General features: G+C 73.6%; 13 protein-coding genes. 7 read left to right on the top strand and 6 right to left on the bottom strand.

What is annotated here, in order from left to right:
* Positions 1 to 5 precede the first annotated feature (5 nt).
* From AB0A90_RS01935 to AB0A90_RS01915, 5 genes are read left to right on the top strand one after another with little or no spacing between them, the layout of a single operon-like run.
* The gene (locus tag AB0A90_RS01935) at positions 6 to 881 is read left to right on the top strand and encodes a DUF4132 domain-containing protein (protein WP_357240061.1); all 876 of its coding nucleotides are present in this window, start codon (positions 6 to 8) and stop codon (positions 879 to 881) included.
* Positions 878 to 5,602 (top strand): hypothetical protein, encoded by a 4,725-nt coding sequence (locus AB0A90_RS01930; protein ID WP_357240059.1) that lies wholly within the window; start codon positions 878 to 880, stop codon positions 5,600 to 5,602. The genes AB0A90_RS01935 and AB0A90_RS01930 overlap by 4 nt, the downstream gene beginning before the upstream one ends.
* On the top strand, positions 5,599 to 6,714 hold the full coding sequence (locus tag AB0A90_RS01925) for an AAA family ATPase (protein ID WP_357240056.1): 1,116 nt from the start codon (positions 5,599 to 5,601) through the stop codon (positions 6,712 to 6,714). The genes AB0A90_RS01930 and AB0A90_RS01925 overlap by 4 nt, the downstream gene beginning before the upstream one ends.
* Positions 6,698 to 10,156, top strand: coding sequence for a DUF5682 family protein (locus tag AB0A90_RS01920; RefSeq protein WP_357240053.1), 3,459 nt, complete (start codon positions 6,698 to 6,700; stop codon positions 10,154 to 10,156). The genes AB0A90_RS01925 and AB0A90_RS01920 overlap by 17 nt, the downstream gene beginning before the upstream one ends.
* On the top strand, positions 10,153 to 11,874 hold the full coding sequence (locus AB0A90_RS01915) for a hypothetical protein (RefSeq protein ID WP_357240050.1): 1,722 nt from the start codon (positions 10,153 to 10,155) through the stop codon (positions 11,872 to 11,874). Before AB0A90_RS01920 ends, AB0A90_RS01915 begins: the two co-directional genes overlap by 4 nt.
* Before the next feature lie 20 nt (positions 11,875 to 11,894).
* On the opposite strand, the gene AB0A90_RS01910 is transcribed toward AB0A90_RS01915, so the two are convergent.
* Both AB0A90_RS01910 and AB0A90_RS01905 read right to left on the bottom strand, forming a co-directional pair.
* Entirely contained in the window at positions 11,895 to 12,200 is a 306-nt protein-coding gene (locus tag AB0A90_RS01910) for a hypothetical protein (protein WP_357240048.1), read from the bottom strand.
* 93 nt (positions 12,201 to 12,293) lie between these two features.
* A complete protein-coding gene (locus tag AB0A90_RS01905) occupies positions 12,294 to 12,848 on the bottom strand; it encodes a hypothetical protein (protein WP_357240045.1) in 555 nt (184 codons plus the stop codon).
* Positions 12,849 to 13,213: 365 nt separating this feature from the next.
* Here AB0A90_RS01905 and AB0A90_RS01900 point away from each other — a divergent pair, with 365 nt between their 5' ends.
* Together AB0A90_RS01900 and AB0A90_RS01895 are read left to right on the top strand one after the other, a co-directional pair.
* Entirely contained in the window at positions 13,214 to 14,167 is a 954-nt protein-coding gene (locus tag AB0A90_RS01900) for a cyclase family protein (protein WP_357240042.1), read from the top strand.
* Positions 14,168 to 14,553: 386 nt separating this feature from the next.
* Positions 14,554 to 15,333, top strand: coding sequence for a hypothetical protein (locus tag AB0A90_RS01895; protein ID WP_357240039.1), 780 nt, complete (start codon positions 14,554 to 14,556; stop codon positions 15,331 to 15,333).
* Positions 15,334 to 15,379: 46 nt separating this feature from the next.
* On the opposite strand, the gene AB0A90_RS01890 is transcribed toward AB0A90_RS01895, so the two are convergent.
* From AB0A90_RS01890 to AB0A90_RS01875, 4 genes are read right to left on the bottom strand one after another with little or no spacing between them, the layout of a single operon-like run.
* Positions 15,380 to 16,207 carry a M55 family metallopeptidase gene (locus tag AB0A90_RS01890; RefSeq protein ID WP_357240037.1) on the bottom strand — a complete coding sequence of 276 codons (828 nt, stop codon included), beginning with the start codon at positions 16,205 to 16,207 and terminating at the stop codon, positions 15,380 to 15,382.
* A 12-nt stretch (positions 16,208 to 16,219) separates the two neighbouring features.
* Positions 16,220 to 19,618, bottom strand: a complete 3,399-nt coding sequence (locus AB0A90_RS01885) for a S8 family serine peptidase (RefSeq protein WP_357240034.1) — start codon at positions 19,616 to 19,618, stop codon at positions 16,220 to 16,222.
* A 35-nt stretch (positions 19,619 to 19,653) separates the two neighbouring features.
* The gene (locus tag AB0A90_RS01880; RefSeq protein ID WP_357240031.1) at positions 19,654 to 20,856 is read right to left on the bottom strand and encodes a hypothetical protein; all 1,203 of its coding nucleotides are present in this window, start codon (positions 20,854 to 20,856) and stop codon (positions 19,654 to 19,656) included.
* Complete coding sequence (locus AB0A90_RS01875; protein ID WP_357240028.1) at positions 20,853 to 22,013, bottom strand: ThiF family adenylyltransferase; 1,161 nt, start codon at positions 22,011 to 22,013, stop codon at positions 20,853 to 20,855. Before AB0A90_RS01875 ends, AB0A90_RS01880 begins: the two co-directional genes overlap by 4 nt.
* Positions 22,014 to 22,274 lie beyond the last annotated feature (261 nt).

Here is a 22,274-nt window from a genome sequence, read left to right as displayed (position 1 = left end):
TCAACATGGGCTGGCTGGCGGCTGGTGCCGACTACGAGGTGAGCCTGGAACGCGGGAAGGTGGTCGCGCGAAACCGCCAGGGCAGGCTGCTCAAGAGCCTGCCCAAGGCGTTGCGGGACACCGACGCGGTGGTCGGCTTGCGGCAGCTCTCGGAGTGGTTGAAGCGGCACGAGGTCTCCTGCCGGCGGGAGGTCGAGCAGTGGATGGTGCGGTCGCTGCCCGTGCCGACGACGGTGATCTGCGAGGTGTGGGCGGACGAGGCGTGGCGTACGTCGCTGCGTGATCTGGTCGTGGTGCCGATCGACGGCGCGGGGCGATGGGATACCGACCGGGCCGGGCTGCTGCGTGACGCGGACCCGGAGAAGGGCCTCGGTGTGGTGGACCTGGACGGCGAGAGCGGCCGCGTCACCGCCGTGCAGGTTGTCCTCCCACACCCGGTCCGCCTGCCGGACCTGGCGGACCTGCGGGAGTTCGCCGTCGACCTGGGGGTGCGCCAGGAGACGCTGCAGTTGTTCCGGGAGGTGTGGGCACTGCCGGAGGCACTCGACGAACGGCGTCGCGACCTGTCCCGTTACGCCCGGGGGCGGTACAAGGAGTTGCGGCACGTGCAGGCGCGGGCGACGTCGGCGGGCTACCGGGTGCAGGGTGGCGCCGCGTCGGTGCGGGTGTGGGAGGACGGCGTTCCGATCGTCGCGTCGGTGTGGATCGGCGAGGGCGATCCGCTGTACGAGACCGAGACCGGAGCGCTCTACTTCACCGATCCGGAGGGGGAGGCGGTGGCGTTGGCGGCCGTCGGGCCGGTGGCGTGGTCGGAAGGAATGCGGATGGCGGCAAATCTGCACGCCGGACGGGTTGTCGACGAGGACGGTGAGCGGGCGTGAGTGAGGCGCTGTTGGAGGCGGGGGCGATCCTGCCGGGCGGTGAGGCACAGGCCGGACGTGATGTGGTGGCCGCGCGTCGCTACACCCATCCGGCGCTCACCGGTCGTACCGTCGTCCGTCTGGCCGGGGCGACCCTGGGCGAGGCCGAGGACCTGTCGATGGAGTTCCTCGGGTTCAGCCGTACCGCCGAACCGACGCCGGTGGGCACGGCCCGGCGGCAGTCGCTCGGGTTCCCGGCGTGGGCACTGATCAATGATCCGGCGAACGGTCGGCACGCGCTCGCCATGGTCAAGGACATGGCACGGCTCGCGCGGACCGCCGCGTCGAAGCCGGGTAACGCCCGCGACGGTTACCAGCAGCTCGCCGTCCGGCTGGGTGCGGCGGCGCCGCACTTCCTGCCGACGTTCTGGGAGGAGGCCGGGCGGGCCTTCCGCGCCGCCGACAACCCCCGGATGGCCGGCGGCTGCTTCGCCGAAGCCCGACGGGCCGAACAGGTGCACGGGCTGACCGTGGACGAGGAGCGACTGCGGGAGGTGCATCTGGAGTTCGCCTTCGCCGGTGCCCTCACGGCGAAGATGCTGACCGAGTATGCGCGCGCGGTCGCGACGCGGCGGCCGGCACCGGAGGCGTACGAGCTGGTGCGGACCCTGGCCCTCCGGCGCGTCGCTGGCGGGCTGCCGCCGTACGCCGGGATGGCGGAGGACCTGCGGCGGCTGGCGAGGGCGGCCGGCGTGGACGCCGAGGAGCAGGCGGAAGCGGTGATCCGGCAGTTGCTGGCGTTCCCCGCGATGGCCCGCTCGAACGAGGCGGTGTGGAAGGCGTACCGCAAACCCCTGCTGCGGCTGGCGGAGCGTGACCCTTCGGTGCGCCTTCGGCTGGTGGAGATCCTCCCCGAGCCGCCCGGTTGGTCCACCGACGTCACCGACTTCTGGCTGGAGCTGTTGGACGCGGCCGGCACGCTCGATGTGTTGCGGGACGAGGCGGCGACGGTGTCCGCGGCGCGGTGGCTGGAGCGGCTGATGGCGCTGCGGGAACGGCGCAGCCGGCGACGTTGTGAGCGGCTCGTGCGCGTCGTGGCGGACCTGGTGCCGCGGCTGCGGGCGGAGGGTCGGCCCGTGACGTTGTGGAGCGGCTTCGCGCACCGGGCCGACCTGGACGTTCTCGACGTGTGCCTGGCCGGCAGGGTGGCGGTCGGCGGCGACAGCGGCGCGTTCAACGTGTCCGCCTGGGTGCGCGACGCCGCCCCCGGCCGGCGGGACCTACGCGCCGTGGCCGCCGACCCCAGATGTCGGGCGCTGCTGGCGCGGGGGGTCGCCGACACCCTGTCGCAGCTGCACAGCAGACACGGGTCGGGGCCACTGCCGGCGCAGTTGGTCACCGAGACGCTGGGCGCCGCCGGCCTGCGGGAGGTGCTGTCCGAACTGCTCGTCGAACGGGCCGCCCGGGTGTCGGAGGGCACTCTGCTCGGCTTGGACGAGGCGCTGTCACAGCTCGCGGCCGTGTGGTCGCCCGCCGGGGTGGCGTTGGCGCCGGACGCGTTCACCGCCTTGACGGAGGTCGACGTGCCCGCGGTACTCGCCCGGTCCCTGCGGGCCGGGCTGGTCACGGAACTGTCCTGGCCGGCGTACGAGCAGGTGGCCGAGGACAAACTCGGCCGACGCTTCGGCGACGCCTGGCCGCAGTTGGTCGTGCACGACAACCAGACGGCGCACGTCGTCGACGTCGACGCCCCGACCAGCGAACACATCTTCCGGTACCCGCCCCCGGACAGCCCGCACGCGCGCAACTCCCACGCCGACACCACCTGCCGGCTGGTCGACGGGCAACTCCTGGTCAGCTGGTACGGCAGCAGTGGCCGGTTCGCCGGCTACTGGTCGGCCGACCCGGACATGCTGGTCGAGCCCGGCCGACCGACGGACCACGCCCTGTGGGGCCGCCGGTCGCTGCCGTTGCCGTTGCCCGACGGCGCGACGACCACGGGCAGTCGGCCCTGGCACGCCGGGGACACCCGCGGTCCGGCCGCGACGTATCCGGTCGCCGGTGACGGCGTCTCGTTCTGGCGATGTGAACAGCCTGCCGATCCGACGCCGGAGGAACGGCGTTGGCGGGAGTACGACCCGGCGACCGGCGAGGCCGGTCGGTACAGCCTGCCCGCGTTCTTCGCCGCGGACCTGCCCCCGGGCGCGACCCTCCTCGCCGGCCTGTGCGAGTTGCGGCCGGCGCCGGCGCGGTTCGCCTCGTCGCCGCTGGGCTGGCGCGACGGGCTGGTCGGGTGGCGGGTGACCCGCCTGCCGGACGGCACGCAGGTGGGGGAGGGCGTCGACGGACGGCGGGTGTCCTGGCACTCGAGCGCGGTCCGGGCCAGCAGCAACCCGTTCCACGGCGACGCGCTGGTTGCCGGCCTGCGGCTACCGGGCAGCGACGTCGTGCTACCGGTGACCGGGCGGCCGCAGCACCGGGGCGAGTTGGCGCTGACCGTCTGGAGTGCCGACGGCCGGGAACCGGTGGACCGGTGCCACCCATCCCGGCACCTCCCGCCGCTGGCCTGGTGGCACGCGCTGACCCCGCGCGATGTGCCGGGCTCGGCCCGGCTGCGGCGGCTCGACGCCGCCGACACGGCCCGGCTGATGGCGATCGACGACACCGTCACGACGTCCACCGAGACCAGTGCGGTGGCACTGGCCCTCGTCACCGAGGTGCTGACGGAGGTGACCGACCCGGTGCTCCGTACCGCCCTGGCGGAGGAGGTCGTGCGCGCGGTGCGGCTGCGCCGGCGACTGGAAGCGGTGCCGCAGTTGGTGGCGACCGAACTGGTCGACGAGACCCCTGTCGACGCCGTCGCCGATGATCTGTTGCGCACCGCCTGGTCCGGGTTGTTGCCGAGGGATCGGTTCACCTACTACGGCGGTGGCGCCCAGGCGCGGCGGGAGATCCTTCGGCAGATCACCGCGGTCGCGGACCTCCTCGCGGCCGGGACGGTCGAGGACGTACCGCAGGCCACCCCGATGTGGGTGGACGCGCTCGGCGGGCTCGGCGCCCTCGCCGTCCGCGCCGCCGCGCCGGTCACCGATGAGCGGGAACGCCACGCGCTGGCCCAGATGCTGTCCACCCTGGCCGGTACCGCGCTGACCGACCCGGCGCAGGCCGTGCGGGTGCTCACCGTGGCGTGGGACGAGGCGCCACCGGAAGACCACCGGGTCGTTCAGCGTGACGGTGCCCAGGTCACGGTGCTGCTGTCCCAACCTGGCCCGACCTGGTATCCGGCGAACGGCAAGCAGTGGCGCCGTACGGCCGTGCAGTTGTCCCCGGACGGGCGGTTCATCCCACCGGCCGGTGCCACGGTCGAGGCGGAGACCGTCGCGGCGGGCTGGCGCGGCGCCGATCGCATCCGGGAGTTCTGCCGGTTGCTCACCGAGCGGGGCCCGGCGCCCTGGCGCGCGGAGTGCGTCGACGACCTGGCGCACCGCACCGGCATGACGCGCGCCGAGGCCGCCCTCCTGCTGGCCGGTCTTCCCGGCATCGACGACTGGCAGGCCAACTTCCTCACCGCCGACCAGCGGCGCGCCCTCGGGGTGAACAACACCCAGGCGCGCACCGCCCGCGACGCGTTGAAGTCCCTGCCGTACGGGCACCGCATCGCGCTCGTGGACGCGGCGATGCCGCAGGACCCGGCCGAGCTGTGGCGCACCGGCCCGGACGTCGACGGCCTCGCCACGGCCTGGTTGGCGCTGCGCGGCGCCCGCGTCGTCATCGACGAGCACCTGCTCGCCGACGCCACCCGCGTCCTACCCACCAACCGAGCGGCCGACATCCTGCAGACGATCGCCAACCCGGCCCCCGGAAGCTGGCTGACCACCGACGGGGAAAGCCAGCCCGGCGACTGGGGCCGACTGCAGACCACGACCACGGACGGCACCCCGTTCGACGGCAACCATCTGTACGAGTGCACGGCGGCGCTGCTGTGGCTGGCCTACCAGCTACCGTGGGGCGACCCGATGCGCGACGCTCTGCCGCGAGCGTTGGAGCTGCTGCGGGAGCGGCTGCGCAATCCGCGACTGCTGATCGGCGGCGGGCAACACGAGGTGGGTGAGCAGCCCCAGGTGGGGCCGGCGCTGGTGGTCGGGCACGCCTTTCGGGACATGGTCGCGCACCATCTCGCCCCTGCCCACCTCAGCGGACCGCAGGACCCGGCCCTCGGCTTCATTTCCGGCCCGGTCGCGGACGCGTTGCGGCTGGTGCTCGCGCCGGACCTCGCCGCCGTGCTGTCCACTCCGGAGGGCGCCCGCGGTGACCACCGCGACCCTCGGGTCAGCGCGCCCGACCTGGTCGACGCCGTTGCGGCGCACACCGGTCTCGACCGGGATTCTGCCAGCTACTACCTGCAACTGCTCGCCCTGCCGAACCCCACCGACGTGAACGTGCGCGCCTGGAACGCGTGGAAGCCCGCCACCCTCAAGCACGCCCAGGCGGCTCTGCTCGACGCCGGACTGGTGGTGGCGGGCAAGCGGGAACGCGCCGGCCGGGGGGTCTTCCTGCCCGGCGGCTGGCTCGCGGCGAAGAACCCCACCCCGCCCATGGAGACCTGGAAACAGCCGCTGTACCTGTCCCTCAACGGGCTGACCCTGGTCACCCGCACGACGCCGGAGCTGTTCCGCACGGTCTGGGACCGCGTGACCACCGGTGACGAACCCCGCTACCTCGACCTGCAGGAGAAGGCGTGAACGCCCGACAGATCGACCCGCCGGAGCACCAGTACGCCGACGAGCTGGCGTTCCTGGCCGCCGCCGACCGCGGTCCCCGCCCGCCCGGCTGGCAGCTCACCCCGCAGGCGGTGGTCACCTTCATCGCCGGCTCCGCCGGCCGCCCCGTGCCCGGCGCCGACGGCCGGCAGGTCACCATCGCGCCGAAGTTCGTGGGGGAGCGGGCCCTCGTCGAGCGGTGCGTCGTGACCCTGGCCGGTGAGCGGGGCCTGCTGCTCGTCGGCGAACCGGGCACCGCCAAGTCGATGCTGTCCGAGCTGCTCGCCGCCGCCGTGTGCGGCACGAGCGCGCTGGCCGTGCAGGGTACGGCCGGCACCACCGAGGAACAGTTGCGCTACGGCTGGAACTACGCGCTCCTGCTGGCCAAGGGGCCGTCGCGGGAGGCACTGGTGCCCTCACCGGTGCTCACCGCGATGACCACCGGCGCGGTCGCCCGGGTCGAGGAGATCACCCGGTGCCTGCCCGAGGTGCAGGACGCGCTGGTGTCGATCCTGTCCGACCGTCGCTTGGTCCTGCCGGAACTCGCCGAGGACCCGGTCGCCTACGCCGCGCCGGGCTTCTGCGTCATCGCCACGGCCAACCTGCGGGACCGGGGCGTGTCGGAGATGTCCGCGGCGTTGAAACGGCGGTTCAACTTCGAGGTGGTGCCTCCGATCGCCGACTTCGACGCCGAGGTCGCCCTCGTCACCCGGCAGGCCCGCGCCACCGTCGAACGGGTCGGCGCCGCGTACACGGTGGACGAGGCGGTGTTGGAAACGCTGGTGACCGCCTTCCGCGACCTGCGCACCGGCAGCACCGTCGAGGGCTGGGAGGTGGAACGCCCGTCCTCGGTGATGAGCACCGCCGAGGCCGTCGCCGTCGCCGCGTCGATCGGCCTCTCCACCGCGTACCTGCCCGGCCCGGACCCGTTGTCCCTGCTACCCGGGCACCTGGTGGGCGTGGTACGCAAGGACGACCCGGCCGACCACGCGCGGCTGTTGGCGTACTGGGACGGCGCCCTGCGCCGCCGCGCCGAGGCCGGCGGCCGGATGTGGCGGCAGTTGTGGGAGCAGCGCGATGTCCTCCGTGACTGACCACGGCACCGCTGACGACCCGCGTGCCGCCGTCGCGCGTCTCACCGACACCGGCCGGGTCACCCTGATCGGGGTGCGACACCACTCGCCGGTGCTCGCCGCCGCGATCCCCGCCCTGCTGGAGGCGGCGGCCCCGGACGCGGTGCTGGTCGAGCTGCCCGCCGACATGCAGCCGTGGCTGACCTGGCTGGCGCACCCCGACACCCGGGCTCCGGTTGCGCTCGCCGCCGCCGACGGCGACGAGGGCGGACCGCTGGCGTTCTACCCGTTCGCCGACTTCTCCCCGGAGCTGGCCGCGCTGCGGTGGGCGCGCCGCCGAGGCGTGCCGGCCCACTGCTGCGACCTGCCGCTGACCGACCCGGCCTGGCAGGAACGCCCGACCGCCGTCGGCCCCCGGGCGAGCGGGTACGCCGACACCGTGCGGGCCGCCCTGACCGGCCGGACCGGAGACGACCTGTGGGACCGCTGGGTCGAGGCCACGGCCCCCGGCTCACCGCCCGAAGCGGTACGCCGGTCGGCGTTGGCGGTCGGCTGGGCGCTGCGTACCGATGCCGCCGTCGACGGCGTCGACGCCCTGGATCGGCGGCGCGAGGCGTGGATGCGCCAGCGGATCGCGGAGACCCCCGGCCGCCTCGCCGTCGTGGTCGGCGCCTTCCACGCCCCCGCTCTGACCACACCCGGCCAGCCATCGCCCGCCACACCACCCACACCCGATGCCGGGTCGCCGCGGCGGGCACCCGTCATCTCGTTGGTGCCGTACTCGTTCGACCTGCTCGACGCGCGATCCGGCTATCCCGCCGGGATCCGCGATCCGCGCTGGCAGCAGTCTGTCCACGATGCTCGCGCCGACCCCGCCGCCCTTGCCGCCCGCCTGCGCGGCTTCGCCGTCGAGATCACCCGGCACGTGCGCGACCAGGGACACCCCACCGGTCCGGCGGAGGCCGCCGAGATCACCCGGCTCGCCCAGGATCTGGCCCGACTGCGCAACCTGCCCGCCGCCGGACGCGGTGAACTCGTCGAAGCGTTGCAGACCGTTCTCGCCCAGGGTGAGCCGGTCGGGCGGGGCCGGGCGGTCGCCGCCGCCATGCAGCACACCCTGATCGGGCAGCACCGGGGTCATCCCTGCCCGGACACCCCCGTCAGCGGGCTGACTCCCGCGACCATCGCCCTGTTGCGGCAGCTGCGCCTGCCCGGCCCCGGTGAGCCGCCCCGCACGGTTCGCCTGGATCCGTTGCGTACCCCGCTCGACCGGCGACGAGAGACCACCCTGCAACGACTGCTCGCCTGCCAGGTGCCCTACGCCGAGCCGGCCGAGACCACCACGCCCGACACCCTCACCACCCGCTGGCGGCTGCACTGGCAGCCCGGCACCGACGCCGGTCTCGCCGCCGCTAGTCCACACGGCGTCACCCTCGCCCAGGCCGCCGCCGGCATGCTCCACACCCGGCGCCGCCGAGAGGTTGCCGACGGCGGCCCCACCGCCGCACAGGCCGTCACCGGGCTCGCCCGCGCCGCCGCCTGCGGCCTCCCCGACGCCGTCGACGTCCACCTCGCCGACCTGCACACCGCCGTGACCGGCACCGCCAGCCTCGCCGAACTCGCCGCCGCCGGCCACCTGCTCCAGCGGCTGCACCGCGGGCACATCCCGGCCACGCCGGCACCACCGATCGGCCTCGGCGAGCACCTGACCCACCTGCACGCGGCAGCGGTGCGCGCCATCGACGGACTCGCCGGTTCCACCGACCTCGCGGATGCCCGCGCGCTGCTCGACCTGGTCCGCAACGCCGACGACAGCGGTCACCTGCTGCGACTCGGCGACTCCGTCAGCCGCCTCGCCCGCGAGGGATCACCGGTGATGCGGGGAGCGGCCCACGCCGTCCAGGTGCTGCTCGGCCTCGCCGCCCCCCGCGTGTTCGGCGCGGCCCTCGCGTCCTGGACCGAGATGCCCGCCGCCGAGTGCACCGACCGGCTCCGCGGAGCGCTCAGCCTCGCCGGCGCGCTGCTCGAGGCCGGCGGGGACACGCTGGCCCCGCTGCTGGACATCGTCGACGGCTGGGACGACGACCACTTCGTCCGCCGGCTGCCCGCGCTGCGCGGCGGCTTCGACGCGTTGAGCCCCGCCGACCGGGACCGCCTTCTGCACACCGTTCGCCACCGCATCGGCGACGTCGACGCGACGGTGCTCATCTCGCCGGGCCTGCTCGCCCAGTGGCTCGCCGTCGACCGGGCCGGCCGGCAGGCCCTGGCCGCCCTCGGGCTGCCCACGGACAGCGGTGAGAGCACCGCCGAGTGCGCGGGTGCGCCATCGTCCCCGGCGGAACCCCGCCCGGCGTCCCGGGCGCGGACGCTGCCCGCCGCGCAGCGCTGGCGGTTGCTGCTCGGCCGCCGCCCCGACGAGCTGCCACCGCACGCACGCCAGCTCGCCACCGCTCTCGACGAGCTGTACGGAAGCGGCAGGGGAGAGGGCTCGCACACCGCCGCGGGACCCGGCGGCGGACGGCAAGCCGCGTACCCGCGGGTGCGGGACTGGGCCGACGACCTCGAAGCGCTGTTCGGCGCGGCGGTACGCGACGAGGTGCTTGCCCGCGCCGCCGAACGGGGACGCGCCGACGCCCTCCTCACCATCACGCCCGAGAGCGTCCGACCCTCGGTGGCGCTGCTGCACACCGTCCTGGCCCTGGCCGGCGGTCTGCCCGAGGCGCGGCTGCACCGACTGCGCCCCCTCGTCGCCCGGCTCGTCGCCGAGCTGACCGCGCAACTGGCCCGGGACATCAGACCGGCACTGAGCGGGCTCGCCACACCACGACGCAGCCGCCGATCCACCGGGCGCCTCGACCTCGGGGCCACCGTCCACGCCAACCTGCACACCGCACACCTCGGCTCCCACGGTGCAGCTCAGCTCCGCCCCGAACGTTTCGTCTTCCGCAGCCGCGGTCGACGCAGCGTCGACTGGCAGGTGATCCTCCTCGTCGACGTCTCCGGGTCGATGGAACCGTCCACGATCTGGGCGGCGCTGACCGCGTCCGTCCTCGCCGGCGTGACGACCCTGCGAACCCACTTCGTGACCTTCTCCACCGAGGTGGTCGACCTGACCGACCGGGTCGTCGATCCACTCAGCCTGCTGATGGAGATCAGCGTCGGCGGCGGCACCCACATCGCCGCGGCCCTGCGCTACGCCCGGCAGATCGTCACCACCCCGAGCCGCAGCCTCGTCGTACTCGTCAGCGACTTCGAGGAGGGACATCCCATCGGCGGACTCCTGACCGCCGTCCGGGCGCTCGCCGACGACGGGGTCACCCTGCTCGGCTGCGCCAGCCTCGACGACCGGGGCCAACCCCGCTACAGCACCGCCGTCGCCGGGCAACTCGTGGCCGCCGGGATGCCCGTCGCCGCGCTGAGTCCCACCGAGCTGGCCCGCTGGATCGGAGACCAGGTCCGGTGAGCCTGCCCCCCGTCGCACCACACGTCACGGCCGCCGCCGTCGCCGCTCTCCCCACCCGGCTGCGGTCCAAGCTCGACCAGGCTGTCGAGAAGCAGGCGAGCTGGACGGTCACCGCGTCCGACTCCGGCGTGACGATCGCCGTCGACGGCGACGTCACCGTCACCCTCACCACACCGGTCGACACCCCGGACGCAGCCGCCTGCACCTGCCTGCTCGCACCACGCTGCCTGCACCGAGCCGCGGTGCTCAGCGCCGCCCCCGTCCGGACCACGCACCAGGCGGCCGCAGCCGGACCGGACGTGGCCACCCCCGAGACCGTCGCGCCCACCGAGACCGGCCCGCCCGCCACCGCCGCCGAGAAGGCCGCCGCCACCCAGGTACGCGACGTCGCCGCGCTGATCCTCGAACACGGCGTGGCAGGTGCCGGCGCGGTGACCCAGGCGGACCTGCTCCGCGCCATCCACCAGGCACGCGCCGTCGGACTGCCCCGACTGGCGACAGCCGCGACCAGGGTGGTGGAACACCTGCGCGCGGCCCGCCGGAGCACCCCCGGATTCCACCTGGCCGACCTCACCGACGATCTGCGCGAGACACTGACCGTCTGTCACCTCCTCGGTGCGGGCATCGGCGACCAGCGAGCCGCCCGGGGCACGAGCCGGCGCGGCTACGAGCCGGTCGGCGACCTGCACCTGTACGGGTTGTGCACCGAGCCGCTGCGCACCTCCACCGGCCACGTCGGCGCGGTCAGTTACCTGACCGACGGCACGGCGACCATCTGGAGCCTGGCGCAGGCGCGCCCCGATGACGGCGACACCGCCCGCGCCGCCGCGCACGCGAGCGTCAACCTCGGCGACGTGACGCTCAGCCACCGCGAGCTGGGCCGCGCCGGGATCATCGCCAGCAACGCCCAGGCCTCCGCCGACCGGCGCCTCAGCCACGGCAGCACCGTGCAGGCCGTACGAACCACAGGCCGCACCTGGCACGAGGAACCAGCCGACACCCTCTGGCGGCAACCGATCCCCGAGCAGGCCGCCCGCTGGCTGAGCGCGCGCGAACTCGCCCGACCCGAGCGGCCCGCCGGCCACGACCTCGCCTTCCTCGACGGCGTCCTCGCCACCGACCAGCGAGGTCTCCTCCTGCGGACGGCGGACCTGCCGGGGCCGATCATCGTCGTCGCGCCACACGACGATCCGGTGCTTCCGTACGTCGCGAACCTGCGTCTGCTCGCCGCCCACGCCACCGGCCTGCCGGTCCGGATCATCGGACGCTTCCACGGACCCCGCCAGGTCCACGGCCTGGCCGTTGCCGCGTCCTGGCTGCCGGACCGCTTCGGCGGACACGTCGACCTCGGCGTCGACCAGATGCAGCGCGCCGACCTACCCGACGGCACCACCACGACGGAGCCGTCCGGTGCCGACCAACCGCAACCACCGCTGCATCTGCTCAGCCACCACCTGCAACGAGTTGTCGCCGTCGGTCGCAGCGCCCTGGTGCCGGACGTCGAACGGGACGCGCGGGCGCTCCTGGACGCCCAACTCCCGACGGCCGCGTCCGTGCTGCGCGAGCTGCGGCGCGCGGGTCACCGGCGAAGCCGAGACGCGTTCGGGCGGTTGAGCCAGCAGGACTCCATCGCTCTGGCCCTGGCCTGGCTGGTCGCCGGTGCCTACCAGGACGCCGCGGCGACGGCCGCAACCGCGGGATCATGGCAAGCCGACTGAGGCCGAGGCCGTGCGAACGCCTACCGACCGAGATGGAGCGTACTGGCGATACGGTCCACCGCCTGCTTCGCCTCGATGAGGCTCGCGCCAGTCTGGTTCCGGTAGGCGCGAACAGCGTGGATCGTCCGCCCGCCCTCCAGGTGCCGGACGACGTCCGGGTTCACCGGCTCGGCGATGCCGAGGTGATCCATTATCAGGTCGAGCTTGCGCTGGACGGCCGCGAGTTGGGTCGCCGAGCGGCGCCTATCCTGGGACATGGCCCCGAGCGCGACCCCCACCGACCCGATCACGGCGATGACGACAAACACTGCTTCCCACGGATCCACCGGCCCATCCAATCACCGCTACGCAACCGAGGGCACCGCCGAGGTCGCGTGGGTCCGGGCCGGAAGAGCCTGGAACTGAGGACGCCGTCGCGGTCAGCTCAAGGTGAGCGTGACGTCGTCGACGTCGAAGGCCGTGGCGCCGTTGCCGGCGGTCTCGCTGGCGAGGAAGCTGACCGTCGCGGTCCGCTCGGTCGTTGCCGTCCCGGTCGACATGGCGTACTGCCGCCACGGCGCCCCGCCGTCGAAGGCCAGCGAGAACCTCGTCTTCGGCGGTGTTCCGGTGACGGCCAGCCCGACGTTGAGGTAGTCGCCGCGGCTGGTCTCCGTGGTGGTGGTGCGGACCCAGAAGCGGACCGTCAGGGTGCAGCCGGCCGGCACCGTGGCGGTGGTGCGCAGCAGGTCACCACGCGTCACGTCCAGTCCGGCGAAGGTGGCGTACGCCTGACCGGTGAGTGCGGGCCGGGTCGCGTCGCCGAGCACGACGATGCGGGGGCCGGCGGTCCAGCCGGTGGTGCCGCTCTCGAACCCGGGGTTCGGGTGGATCTGCCCGGCGCAGGGCGCGTCGGCCGTGGGTCGGACGGGGGATGCGCCGGCCGTGGCCAGGAGCAACAGGGCCGCGGCCGAGGCGGTGGTGACGAGGGTCTTCATCAGTTCTCCCAGGACAAGAGATTTGAGATGGTCGATATCATCTGACCATGCGTCCTGCCCGTCGGCACGTCAAGGCCCTGGCGGCGCCGGCTCTGCTGCGGGCGGCGGGACGTCGTCCGGGCCGGTGTGACACCTGGCGGTCGGGCATGCTGTACGGATGCGACAGGTCACCGATCGCTGACCACACTGGCTGCCGTGCCGCACACCATCAATCACCGCGGTACGGGTGCGCCGTGCCCGATCTGCTGCTGGCCCGCTGGGGTACTGTCAGGCCAGCTCAGCGGACCGTGGGACGTGAGGGGAGAGGTCGGAATGCCGTCGCCCGCGGCGCCCCGGACCGCGTGACCGGAGGAGTCGGTGCCCAGATGACGGCAGGGCGAACCATGCCCACCCAGGACGACGTGCTCGGATACTTCGACACACTGTCGAACTGGGGGCGGTGGGGCGACGACGACGAGCGCGGGACGCTCAACCACATCACCGACGACGTCCGGCTGGCGGCGGCGCGGGCCGTGCGCCACGGCAGGAGCGTGTCGTGCGCGTGGGAGATCGCCGTCCCGGAGGACATGGAACGGGCGACGACGACGTGCCCGTGCGCCGCCGACATGCCGGGCGCCGAGCACATGCCGCCCCACTTCCACGGTGACCGGCGCTGGGGCTTCTCGTCCGAGCGGCTCGGCATCACGTTCCACGGCAACACCCTCACCCACATCGACTCGCCGTGCCACATCTTCTGGGACGGCGCCATGTACAACGGGCGGTCGCACTCGTTCGTCGACGCCGCGACGGGATCGGGGTGGGCGGCCGTCACGGCAGCGGCGGACGGGATCATCACGCGAGGTGTCCTGCTGGACATCGCGGGGGTCCGTGGTGTGCCGTGGTTGGAGCCGGGCGAGGGTGTGTTTCCCGAAGACCTGGAGGAGGCCGAGCGTCGCCAGGGTGTGCGGGTGCGACCCGGCGACGCGGTGCTCCTGCGGACCGGCTTCGGCCGCTTTCGGCACGAGACCGGTGCGGCCATCGGCCTCACCCAGGCCGGCTGGCATGCGTCCTGCCTGCCGTGGCTGCGGGAACGGCAGGTCGCGCTGATCGGCGCGGACACCCCCCAGGACGTGCAACCATCGGGGTACGACGGCGTACTGATGCCGGTTCACGCCGTGAGCCTCGTCGCGATGGGTCTGTGGCTGCTCGACAACTGCGACCTGGAGGCGTGCGCGGCAACGGCCACCGAGCTCGACCAGTGGGACTTCCAGCTCGCGGTGGCGCCGGTCCGCTTCGCCGGTACGTCCGGCAGCCCGGTCAACCCGATCGCCACCTTCTGACCGCGTGTCCCGCGGGGGTACGCGGTCGTGGCCGGTGCGGTCCCGGCGGAGGCAGGGCACGCGTCGACGTAGGCCGCAACGGATCACGTAGCGACGCAAGTCGATATTGCTGGAACGGCTGCGGGTGTGCTGGAATGGCTCTCATCGCCGCAGCACGGGGGCAACCGTGCTGGAAACCGGCAGCACGGGAGCAGCGCGCCGCATCGCCGGGCCGACGACGGGCAGGTGTCCGTCGTACGTGTCCCCGCCCCGTATTCCCACGACACCGAGACGCCGCCCTTCGCCATGTCGGCGCACCGAGATCGACGACGAGGTGAGCAGGGTCGCGATGTCCGGTGGAGGCATTCCGGCCCTGCCCACACGGTAGAGGCCCAACGTCATGGAGGATGACCATGCGCCGTTTCCTCGCGGTGTGCACCGCCGCCCTGATCCTCGGCACCACGGCCGGCAGCATTCCGGCCGCCGCGTCCGGTGCCTCGTCGCGCTCGTGCACCCGTGGCCTGCTCTTCTGTGAGGACTTCGAGCGGTTGCCGAGCGGTGGTGCCAGCACGCTGGACTGGGGCGTCGACACGCGCAACGGCACGCTCACCGTCGAGCGTGCCCGCCACGGCAACCAGGTGCTGCACATCCACACGGTGGACAACGGGCGCGCCTTCCTGCGGGTCGACGATTTCGCCGCGCCGGGCAACCGTTTCTACGGCCGGATGCGGCTGCGCGTCGACGCCTTCCCCACCGCCCCCGACTGGGCGCACTTCACCCTGGTCGAGGCGACCGGCACCGGCAGTTCGGAGGTCGTCCGTCCGGTCGGCGGTCAGTACGCTCCCACGGTCCCCGGAGTCTTCTGGGGTGTGGGCGCCGACGGCGGCCCGACCGGCGACTGGACCAACTGGCGGGAGTCCGCCCCGGTCACGGAGGACACCTGGCAGTGCTTCGAGTGGAAACTCGACCCGACGGACAACCGCGTCACGGTGTGGATCGACGGCGTGGCGAACCCGGACCTGACCGCTTCCACGACCGAGCACGGCGGCAACGACGTGCCCTTCGTCCTGCCGACGGTGAACACGGTGAAGGTTGGCTGGCAGCTCTACCAGGGCGGCACCACGCCCGGCGAGTTCGACCTCTGGATCGACGACATCGCTCTCTCCACCAGGAGGCTCGGCTGCTGAGTGGTTCGGCCGTTGCGGCGGTCGGACGGCGCGAGGTGGGCGCTGCCTAGCCGGGTTTGACGCTGGCCAGTTGGACGAGCAGGTGCACCAGCCGGTACGCCTCGGCGACGTCAGCGGCGCGGAAGGCAACCGTCCGGCCGCCGCCCAGGCGGGTCACACCTGGCACCAGGAGCGCGAGGTCGACCATGTACGGGCCGTACAGGTCGACCTCGACGTCCAACGGCCCGGTCACCTTCGGCGCGGGGATCGACGCGCGCCGGGTGACCGCGTCGGCGGCAGCGCGGCGCAGCCGCTCCCGCGCCTCCTGCGGGTGCAGCGCCACCGCGGCGGCCTGACCCAGGGTCTGCTTGACGGCGACGGTGACCGCCGAGGGCACCAGCTCGCTGAACTCGGCGCAGGCGGTGTCATCCCCGCTGAGCAGGACGACAGGCACGTCCAGGTGTCCGGCCATTGCGGCGTTGAGGCCGATCTCGCCCAGGGACCGTCCGGCCACCCGCACGTCGAGGACGGCGTCACTGATCGTGTGCGCCAGAACGGCGGGCCCGGCGCCGGCCCGAGCGTGGTAGCCGACGAACAGGACAGCGTCGGTCTGCTCGTCCAGCCCGGCGAGCATGCCCAACGGGCGGGGCTTGCCCCGGACGAGGTGAGCACGCCTGTCGAGATCCTCCGGCAGGAGGTTCCGGAACGTGCCGTGTGCGTCGGCGACCCACACCACGGCATCGGGTTCGGCGTCGAACACACCAGCGATCACCGCGTTCGCCTCGGCCGTCATCAGGGCCCGGCCGCGCTCGTAGTCGTACCGATCCGGGTTCGTCTCGCTGGGATGCACGATCCCCGAGATGCCCTCCAGGTCCACCGAGATCAGCGCCTTCATGGTCCTGGGACCCTACGCCCTTCCGGCACCATGGTCGACCGCACCACCACGCACCCTGTAGGCGTAGGGCACCGCGGCCACCTCCGTGCCGAACCCGGTACGGGCGTCCAGGGTGGTCACCGTCAACGACCCGGTGACCAGGTCTCCCACGGGTTCGTCCGCGCTGAAGAACACGGTGACCCGGCCGCTCTGCCCCGGCGCCAGCGTGAGCGGCGTGGTGGGCTCGGTCGACCCTTCGACCACTCGCCGCCAGTGACTGCCGGTGGACGAGGTGATCCGCCCGTCGAAGAGTCGGGTCAGGGCGGTCGCCGCGCAGTCCACCCGGGCCGGCGGCTGGGGTGCACCGCCGAACGGCCCGGCCCGGTTGGCGTTGCAGATCCAGGTCGTGGCCGACACCTCCGGCGACGAGACGAGCACCTCCGAGCGCCGGCCGGCGGTTCCGGCCAGGTCCGGGTCACCGACGTAGTAGCCGTTCTCGCCGTACGGCTGCGTGTCCAGCACGTGCGGCACCGTCGAGTCGGCCGACATCCGCAGCCGGGTCGTGCCGGTCGGCACCGCGAAGCGAGGGTAGACGTCGACGGCGGACACCGGTGTCTGATACGTGGCGGACGCCACCGGCCGCAACGGCACCTCGCCCATGGCGTCCAACCGGGCGTCCACGAGGTACGACGCCGGTGCCGTACCGGTGTTGGTGATGGTGAGGGTGGCCTCGGCCGGTCGACCCGCCGGCAGAGTGGCTCCCGCCGGCACGCCGCTGGCCACCACCGAGGCCGGGGCGAATCCCACCCGGCCGCGGAACGGCTGGCTGGTCCGGACCGTGGCGGTCGGTGCGGTGAGCACCAGCAGCACGGTCCATCGACCTGGCTGCGGGGCACGCCGGACCAGGTCCAACCGGGGCGACGCCGTGGCTCCGGCGGAGCGTGAGCTGCTGGCCGCGAGCGGCATTCCGGTCGGGTCGACGAGCAGGCCCCACACCTCCAGCCCCGGGTCGTCGCCGGCGTGCACCGACACGGCCAGCGCCGGCTTCCCGGCCGGTACGTCGAACTGGAAGCTGCGCCGCTGCCCGAGCAGCGCCCACCCGGCGAGGGCGCCGTTGCCCCCGGAGAAGGTGCCGCCGAAGCTGCCACCGGATGGACCGGTCGGCACCAGCGCCCGCAGTCCCAACGGAAGCGCCGCGTAACCCGTCGCGCCGGCGACGACGGTCACGGCTGCCGACGAGTCACCGGCCGTGGGCGGCAGGCGGACCGGCAGCCAGGCGGTCCGCGTACCGCCGGGCGGCACGACGACCGAGGGACCGCCGCGCGTGGTCAGCCGCAGCGCGGTGACGTCGTACCGAACCGCACCCACCGGCGGTGTCCCGTCGTCACGGGTCCAGATCGCCACGGTCCATCGGCCCGGCTGCGGCCGGGCCACCGTCACCCGCCCGTACCCCCCATTGCCCAGCGGCAGTGAGTAACCGGCGAGCCGGCCGGCAGGGTCGAAGACGCTCACCGCGACCGGCGCGGTGTGCCCCCGGGGGTCCCAGGCCACCGCGGCCTGGATCTGGTCGGTCCCGCCGGGCACGGTGACCGGCACCCGGCGGGCGTTCGCCGGTACGCCGTCGGAGTCGACGAAGGCCGTCCCCGCCCCCGCGGCCGGCGTCACCTGGCCGGCGGCGAGGCTGCGGGCCGGCGCGGTGGAGCGCAGGCCGACGGTGACGCGACGGGCGCGCCCGCCCGGATTGGTGAGGTGCACGGCGACCGGCGTGGCCTGCCCTGGCGCGCCGGTGACGCTCGCCGTCGACGTGGCGACGAGCAGCCCCGCGACGGCCCCTGGGGCCGGCCGACCGGCGGCTCCGGCAGAGGCGTCGGCGGGCCGGGCGGCGGACTCCCGGTGGTCGGCCAGGGCGGCGGCCAGCCGCACCGCGGCGAGGGTGTCCACCCGCCCGGCGCCCTGCTGACCGGCCGGCTGCCGCAGGTCGGTCGCCGAACTCATGAGGATGCGTTTGACCTGCTCGGGGGTCGGGGTGCCGCCGGTGTGCCGGCGGACCGTCTGGATCACCAGCGCCGCCGCCCCGGCCACGAACGGCGCTGCCGCGCTGGTGCCGCCGAACAGGAAGAACGGGCTGGGGGTGCCGCCGTCGAAGAAGGAGACACAGCTCTGGTAGCGCGCGGTGTCGGTCGAGCAGGCAGCCCACCCGGTGTCGCCGGGCGCCACGAGGTCGACGGTGCGGGGTTCCTCCTGCGCCGTGCCGCCGGAGCTCAACGCGGACACCGAGTCGGACCGGTGGCCGCCGTCGCCGAGCGGCGACCCGCCGTACCCGAGCTGGCCGTAGGCGCGCAGCTGGGTGCTCGCGCCGACGGCGATGACGTCCGGGTCGCTGGCCGGCGAACCCAGGGTGTCGTCGGGCCCGGCGTCCCCGGTTGCCACCACCACTGTCACTCCCGCCGCGACGGCGGCGTCGTTGGCCAGCCGCAGGGCGTTGGCGGCCGTGTCCGGATAGCCGTAGCCCACCAACGACTCGTTCAGCACGTCGACACGTTCGTGCAGCACCGCCCACTCGATGCCCTGCAGGACAACCGACGTGGGAGCCGCGACGTTGCTGAACACCTTGGCGACGTGCACGGTGGCGGCCGGTGCGACGCCGAGGATCCGCATCGGGCACGGTCCGTCGGGGCGGTGCGCCGGATGCGCGTACCGCCCGGCGTCGTAGACGCCGACGCCCTGGGCCGCCACGACGCTCGCGTCGCCGAAGGATTCCAGGATGTACGAGGGGGTGTCCAGGCCGTCGCCGGTGAAGTCGGCGTAGCCGGCCACGACCGATCGCCCGTCGCGGACGAACTCGGCCGCCGCCGGGTCGATCGCCCCGCCGAGCACGCCGACCCGCACCCCGGACCCGTCGGCCAGGTCGTGGGCGCCGGGCGAGCCGACGGTACGCGTCAACGCCAGCCCCTCCGGTTCGGTCAGCGGCGGCCCATCCGGGCCGGCACAGCCGCGAGCACCCGCCGCGGCCCCGCCAGCCGGTGGCGCGGGCCGGGTCGGGGCGACCGGTTGGCGCAGTCGCAGCGGGGCGTCGGGCAGGACGGCCCGCACCCCGGGTCGGGTCGCCAGCTCCGCGACGGCCCGCTCCGGCAGGGTCGTGGCGATGGCGTTCACCAGGCGGAAGGGCGCCACCCGGGTGGCCCCGACGCGGCGCAGGTCGGTGAGCATCGGCTGCTGGTCGGCGGTGATCCGGGCGGCCCGGTCGGCGAACAGTCGCCCGGGAGCCGTGTCGTGCTGGTCGGCGAGGACGACGATGACGGCCCGGACCGGTCCGGCGTCGACCACGGCCGGTGGGGTCATGGCGGCTACCGGTCCGGTGGCCAGGGTCGGCGTCAGGAGGGCGGCCAGCAGTCGGTGCGGGGCGGTCAGTGGCACGGTGGGCGTCCTCACGTGCTGGTGGTGGTGGGCTGCGGTGGACGAGCCGATCAGGCGGCGGTTCGACGTTCGGTGACGAGGACCCAGCCGAAGGTGGCGAGTTGCAGGGCGACGAGCGCGAGGAAGCCGACGCCGTTCCAGAAGGCGAGCCCGTCGACCGGGGCGTCGATCCCATCGACGGCCAGCCGGACCATCGTGACCATGGCGGGCGCCGTGAGGGCCAGCAGCGCTGCGGTCACGGCGAGCGAGCCCAGCAGGTAGAACGGCGCGTACCAGCGGATGATCCGCAGTTCCCGGGACGGCACACCACCGAGGTCGTGTCCGGGGTCGCGGCCGACCAGCCGCCGCAGCTGGTTGGCCAGCCACCGCCGGGTGTCACCCATCAGGTCGCCCAGCCGCAGCCAGTTGCCCAGCACGTAGTAGATGTCGGTGCGCATGAACACCAGAAACTGGTAGACCACCGACAGCGTGAGCGTGTAGACGACGCCGCGCACCAGCCGCTCGTGCATCCCTGCGAGTTGCAGCACCAGGCAGACCGACATGAGCAGCAGGTCCCAGGTCAGCCCGGCCAGGTACGGGGCGTAACGGCGCCGCCGGGGCACGGACCGGACGGCTGACATCTCGGTCTGCGCCACCAGGAACCACAGCCTTCGGCTGATGGAGAGCCGTCCGGTGACGCCCAGCGCCCGCACGGTGGCCGCGTGCGCCAACTCGTGCAGCAGCACCAGCATCCAGGCCACCATCGCGACGACCAGGGCGTTGGCCAGCACCCCGTCCAGCAGGAACGCGTCGGCCGGGGTGGGCCGCAGCGAGGGTACGAGCACCAGCAGCACCGGCACGGTCAGCCAACCGCCGACGTAGAGCAGCCGCATCGGCGGCGCGAGCAGCCAGGACACCCGGTGCGGCGGCAGGTTCGCCAGCACCGCTATTCCCCGGCGGTCCGCGGTCGCGCCGGTCGCCGGCGCGCCTGCTTCACCCGTCGTGGCGTCCACGCGCAGGAAGCCGCAGGACGCGATGCCGTCGAGGAAGTCGGCGAGGTCCGGCTCGGTGCCGTACCGGTCGGCGAACCGCCGACGGACCTCGCCGAGCGGTAGTCCCGCGCCGAGCCACCGGACGAGGTCGACGCCCTCGGCCGGCAGCTCGACGAAGTCACCGGTGTCGACCCGGCCGACCTCGCACACACCGTCCTCGCTCTCGCCGATGTGCAGCGGATACAGCCGGACGACCGCGGTGTCGGTGAGCGCGCTGGTCACGTCGCGGACCCGGACGCGACGGTGGCCCGCAGGTCGCCGGGGCGGGGGACCCGACCATCCGGGCCGCAGGCGGCGCAGTCGTCGAGCAGCGTGCCCTCGGCGAACTGCGTCTCCATCCGGTGCACGTCGACGACGAGCTTCCGGCCGACGATGACCGGTTCCGCCATGCCGGTGAGGTACTTGACGGCCTCCAGGGCGGCCAGGTTGCCGATCATCCCGGCCATCGGCGCGTTGCACGGATTGATGGTCCGGTCGCCGATCACCCCGACCACGTACTCGGCCATCGGCGTGTACTCCGGATGGTTGGCCGCGGCGTCCTGCTCGACGCACTGGAAGCAGGCGGTCTGGTGGGGCACGTGCAGGAAGAGGCTGACCGTGAGCCCGTCGTTGGAACCGCGCATCCACGCGGTGCCCTCCCGCAGGGCAGCCTCGTTCAGCCACTGGTAGAGCGTGAGTCGGGGCCGGTCCGCGGCGCAGATCACCAGGTCTCGGCCGGTCATGGCGGCGCGGGCGGCCTCCACCCCGTCGACCCGCGCGTTGCGCGCGCTGATGTTGACGTGCGGGTTGATCTCGGCCAGCCGGCGGACGGCGGCGGTCACCTTGGGCTGTCCGACGTCGGCGTCGGTGTAGAGCACCTGGCGGTTGAGGTTCATCAGTTCCACGTCGTCGTCGTCGACGAGCAGGATGTCGCCGACCCCGATGGCGGCCAGGCTCATGGCCACGTACGACCCGAGGCCGCCGATCCCGAGCACCGTGACCCGGGCGTCGCGCAGGCGGAGCTGGAAGTCGGCCGCGGTCAGCGGCGGCTTGTGGAAGTAGGAGAAGAACTCCAGGTTGCGCCGATACCGCTCGCGTTCCACGGCGGGCAGCCGGGCCGGCGGGGGCACGGCGGCGTCCTCCACGAAGCCCATGCCGATCAGCGCGTCGACGGAGTCGTCGACGTCGACGGCGGTGATGCCCGGATCGTGCTCCGCCATCGCCTCCGCCAGTTCCTGCCGGGTCCGGGTGCCGTCCAGCAGGTTCAACAGGTGCCAGGTGTTGCCGCGCTCGTCGTCGACCATCTCCGAGGCGATGCCGTAGTCGCCGCCGCCGATGCGGATGCGGCCGTCGCCCAGCGGGATGGGTGGGAACACGCTCTTGATTCGGGGTCGCCTCATCCGTACTCACTCCTTCGGGTGCTCAGGTCGTCGTGGCGGTCCTGGTCACCGCCCGGACGGGCGGTGACCAGGACACTCGGGTCAGCAGTCCGTGCAGGGGCTGCAAGCGCAGATGACAGTGGTCTCGATCTTCTCGAGACGACGGATCTGGATCTTCATGGCGACACCTCCCTCCCGGGTTCTCCGACCGGCCCGGCCGTGACCGGCGGAGTCCGCCGGTGCCCGGACCAGCACCTCGGTGAAGTCTCTGGCGGGCCGCCG

Origin of the sequence: Micromonospora sp. NPDC049204 (assembly GCF_040647935.1) — a bacterium.
Classification (GTDB): domain Bacteria; phylum Actinomycetota; class Actinomycetes; order Mycobacteriales; family Micromonosporaceae; genus Micromonospora.
Note: the sequence above shows the minus strand (reverse complement) of the source record. Positions and strands in the feature narration are given on the sequence as shown.

Bases quoted from the DNA above. Each gene is read 5' to 3' on its own strand.
- AB0A90_RS01935 (WP_357240061.1), top strand. From the start codon at position 6: ATGGGCTGGCTGGCGGCTGGTGCCGACTACGAGGTGAGCCTGGAACGC.
- AB0A90_RS01920 (WP_357240053.1), top strand. From the start codon at position 6,698: ATGTCCTCCGTGACTGACCACGGCACCGCTGACGACCCGCGTGCCGCC.
- AB0A90_RS01905 (WP_357240045.1), bottom strand. From the start codon at position 12,848: ATGAAGACCCTCGTCACCACCGCCTCGGCCGCGGCCCTGTTGCTCCTG.
- AB0A90_RS01900 (WP_357240042.1), top strand. From the start codon at position 13,214: ATGACGGCAGGGCGAACCATGCCCACCCAGGACGACGTGCTCGGATAC.
- AB0A90_RS01895 (WP_357240039.1), top strand. From the start codon at position 14,554: ATGACCATGCGCCGTTTCCTCGCGGTGTGCACCGCCGCCCTGATCCTC.
- AB0A90_RS01890 (WP_357240037.1), bottom strand. From the start codon at position 16,207: ATGAAGGCGCTGATCTCGGTGGACCTGGAGGGCATCTCGGGGATCGTG.
- AB0A90_RS01875 (WP_357240028.1), bottom strand. From the start codon at position 22,013: ATGAGGCGACCCCGAATCAAGAGCGTGTTCCCACCCATCCCGCTGGGC.